Annotated in this window: 3 protein-coding genes and 1 pseudogene (1 of these 4 running past the window's edge); all 4 read left to right on the forward strand. The window is 73.0% G+C overall.

The annotated features are described in order from the left end of the window. On the forward strand, window positions 1-778 hold a 778-nt coding region (locus D471_RS32615), incomplete at its 5' end, for a sulfotransferase family protein (RefSeq protein WP_017597073.1). Next, on the forward strand, window positions 748-2331 hold the full coding sequence (locus D471_RS0101990; RefSeq protein ID WP_040687933.1) for a lipopolysaccharide biosynthesis protein: 1584 nt from the start codon (window positions 748-750) through the stop codon (window positions 2329-2331). The genes D471_RS32615 and D471_RS0101990, both read left to right, overlap by 31 nt. A gap of 58 nt (window positions 2332-2389) precedes the next feature. Then, window positions 2390-2848: a glycosyltransferase family protein gene (locus D471_RS0101995; protein WP_017597075.1), complete on the forward strand. Its 459-nt coding sequence runs from the start codon at window positions 2390-2392 to the stop codon at window positions 2846-2848. Next, window positions 2845-4007: pseudogene (locus D471_RS32620) on the forward strand (glycosyltransferase) (it continues 309 nt past the right edge of the window). Before D471_RS0101995 ends, D471_RS32620 begins: the two are co-directional and overlap by 4 nt.

Below are 4007 nucleotides of genomic sequence, written 5' to 3' on the forward strand. Positions count from 1 at the left end.
GCGTGCCCTGCCCGACGTACTCATCTGCGGCGCCCAGCGGTCGGGGACGACGTCGCTGTTCAAGTCCCTGGCCCGGCACCCCGCGGTCACGGGGCCGACGCTGCGCAAGGGGGTCCACTTCTTCGACGTCGGGTACTCCCGGGGGGAGAGGTGGTACCGGTCGTGCTTCCCGTTGCGCGCCTCTCTGCGAGAGCGCCGGGGGCGACCGCGCGTGCGCGTGATGGAGTCCAGCCCGTACTACCTGTTCCACCCGCTGGCGGCGGAACGGATCGCGCGGACGCTCCCCGAGGTACTGGTCGTGGTGATCCTGCGCGACCCCGTGGAGCGCGCCTACTCGGCACACGCCCACGAGAGCGCGCGCGGGTTCGAGTCCGAGCCGTTCGCGCGCGCGATCGACCTGGAGGAGGGGAGGCTGTCCGGCGAGGAGGAACGGCTGGTCGCGGACCCCCTGTCCTACTCGTTCGCCCACCAGCACCACGCGTACCTGGCACGCGGCCGGTACGTCGAGCAGCTGTCGCGGTTGGAGCGGCACCTCGGGCGGGAGAGGATCCACGTCGTGGACTACGCGGACCTGTTCGACGGCACCGCGCGGACGCTGGCCGGGATCGAGCGGTTCCTCGGCATCCCCTCGGGGCCGGGCACACCACCCGGACGGCACAACGCCCGCCGCCGCTCGTCGATGCCCGAGCCGCTGCGCGCCGAGCTGACCGCGCGGTTCGCCGAGAGCGACGCGCGACTGGCCGAGTGGTGGGGCCGTACCCCCTCGTGGCGCACGTGACCGCCACCGAGGACCGCGCGGGCGCCGGACTGAGCCGCGTCCTGCGCGGCGGTGTGCTCAACATGGCGGGCGCGGCGGTCGGCGCGGGGCTCAACCTGGCGGTGATCGTGACCATCACCCGGGCGTTCTCCCCGGAGACGGCCGGACTGCTGTTCTCCGCGACGTCGGTGTTCCTCATCGCGGCGACGGTGGCGGGTGCCGGGGCCCCGGACGGGCTGGTCTACTTCATCACCCGCCTGCGCGTGCTCGGACGGGCGGAGTCCGTGCGACGACTGCTGCGGGTCGCCATGGGTCCGCCGGTGGCCGCCGCCGGGCTGCTGGGCGTGCTGATGGTGCTGTTCGCCGAGCCGGTGGCGCGTGCTCTGGCGACCGAGGACGCCGAGACCTACCTGCGGCTGCTGGCCGCCTTCGTGCCGTTCGCGGTCATGGTCGACTCCGCCCTGGCCGCGACACGGGCGCACCACGACATGACCGCGACGGTCCTGGTGGACAAGGTCGGGCGGCCACTGGCCCAGCTGGCCCTGGTGGCCGCGGTCGCGCTGTCCGGGTCGGCCGGACTGCTGGCGCTGGCGTGGGCGGGCCCCTACCTTCCGGCGGGTGTGCTGGCGTGGTTCTGGCTGGGACGCCTCCTCACCCGGGCCGCTCCGGCGCCGCGGAGGGGCGGCGCGCCGGCGGTCACGGAGGCCGGTACGGGAACGGACGCCGCTCCGGACACCCCAGACGGTCTCCGGAGCGACGGAAGCGTCTCGCCACGCGTGTTCTGGTCCTTCGCCCTGCCCCGTGCCGTGGCGGGGGTGGCCCAGATGGGTGTGCAACGCGGCGGGGTGGTGCTTGTCGCGTTACTGAGCGGGTTGTCGGGCGCGGCGGTGTTCACGGCCGCGACGCGGGTCATGGTCCTCGGCCAGTTCGGCAACCAGGCGGTGCTGTCCGCCGCGCAGCCGCAGTTCGCGGAGCAGCTGGCGACCGGCGACCACACGGGGGTCCGGTCGCTGTACCAGGCGGGGACGGCGTGGCTGGTGTGCCTGACCTGGCCCCTGTACCTCTCCGCGCTGGTGTTCGCGCCGCAGGTCATGAGCCTGTTCGGTCCCGGGTACGCGGCGGGGGTGACCGTCCTGGTGGTCGTGTGCTCGGGGCAGCTGGTCGGGTCGGCGCTGGGGATGGGTGACCTCATCCTGGCGATGACCGGACGCAGCACGCTCAACCTGGTCAACAACGTCCTGGCGCTGGCGGCGAACGTACTGGTGTGCGTGGCGTTGGCGCCGGCTCTGGGCGCGACGGGCGCCGCGGTGGCCCTGGTGGCCTCCGTGGTGGTACGCAAGGTGCTGCCGCTGTTACAGCTGCGGAAGCGCGTGGTCCTGCACCCCTTCGGGGACGCGGTGATGCTCGCCGCGGGCAGCGCCGTCATCTGGTTCGCGGCCCTCCCCCTGCTGACGGTGGGCCTCCTGGGGCAGGTTCCGGTGGCACTCGCGGTCTCCATCGCCGTCGGGGCCGTCGGACACCTGGCCACCGTGTGGCGCCTGCGGGGGCACCTCGGCCTCCGGCTGCGAAGTTGAGATCTCCGGCTTGCCACACCACCCGAATCACTACGTTGAGTTATGACATGATGACTCCATGCCTGCTCGACCGGTTCTCCTGGTCGCCTCCAGCGGCGGCCACCTCGCCCAACTCCTGTCCCTGCGGCCCTGGTGGCAGGACAGGCGACGCCTCTGGGTGACCTTCCGCACCCCCGACGCGGTGTCCTGCCTCGGTGAGGAGGACGTGCGCTGGGCCTTCCACCCCACCACCCGCCACGTGGGCAACCTCCTGCGCAACACGTGGCTGGCGGTGCGGGTGCTGCGTGAGGGGCGCCCCAGCGCGGTCGTGACGACCGGGGCCGGAGTGGCACTGCCGTTCTTCGTCCTGGCGTGGTTCCTGCGGATCCCGACGGTCTACATCGAGGTCTACGACCGTCTCGACACCCCCACCCTCACCGCCCGCCTCTGCCGCCCCTTCACCCGCCTGTTCCTCGCCCAGTGGGAGGAGCAGCGGTCGTTCATGCCCAGCGCCATCACGGTAGGACCGCTCTTGTGACCGAACAGACCACCCGCACGACACCGCGCCTCGACGACCGCGACCATCCGGACGTGGTGGTGAGCCTCGGCACGGACCACCACGCGTTCGACCGGCTGGTCCGGTGGGCCGACGACTACGCCCGCCGCAACCGTGACCTGCGCGTCCTCGTCCAGTACGGGCACAGCTCCCCGCCCGAGCGCGCGGCGGGCACCGCCTTCCTCGCGGGCGAGCGGCTCGGCGCCCACATGCGCGCGGCCCGGGTCGTGGTCACGCACGGCGGTCCGGGAACCATCGTCCAGGCCCGCGGAACCGGCCACCTGCCGATCGTCGTGGCCCGCGACCCCGAACTCGACGAGCACGTCGACGACCACCAGCTCCTGTTCGTCAACCGGCTGGAGGAGGCGGGGCGCGTCCGCTCGTGCTCGACCCCCCAGCAGCTCGCCGCCCTGATCGACCGGGCGCTGGCCTCCCCCGGGGACTTCCACGTCCGCCCCGGCGAGGACGACGGCCCCGAGCGCGCCGCCCTGCGCGCCGGCGAGCTCATCGATCTGCTGACCGAGACCCCCGGCACGCCCCTGCCCGAGCCCCGGACGGCGCCCGTCGGCGACGACTGGCCCGACGTGACCGTCGTGGTCCCCACCCGGGACCGGCCCGAACTGCTGCGCCGCACCCTGCGCGCGATCCACGGGCAGGAGTACGCCGGACGGATCACCACGATCGTGGTGTACGACAACGACCAGCCCGACGCCTCCCTGGCCAACGACGACGGTGACCGCCCGGTGCGCGTGGTCACCAACACCCTGACCCCCGGGCTGGCCGGCGCGCGCAACACCGGCGTGCTGGCCGCCGACACCGACCTGGTGGCCTTCTGCGACGATGACGACACGTGGCTGCCCGACAAGCTCCGCGCCCAGGTGCTGGTCATGCTGGCCGAGCCGGACACCGAGTTGGTGTGCTGCGGCATCCGTGTGGTCTACGACCGGGTCGAGGCCGAACGGGTCCTGGACCGGGCCACCGTCACCTTCGGCGACCTGCTCGGCTCACGGCTGACCGAGCTGCACCCGTCGACCTTCCTCATCCGCCGCCGGGCGATGCTCGACGGCTGCGGGACGGTGAGCGAGGAGATCCCGGGCAGTTACGCCGAGGACTACGAACTCCTGCTGCGGCTGGGGGGCCG

Origin of the sequence: Nocardiopsis lucentensis DSM 44048, assembly GCF_000341125.1 — a bacterium.
GTDB lineage: Bacteria > Actinomycetota > Actinomycetes > Streptosporangiales > Streptosporangiaceae > Nocardiopsis > Nocardiopsis lucentensis.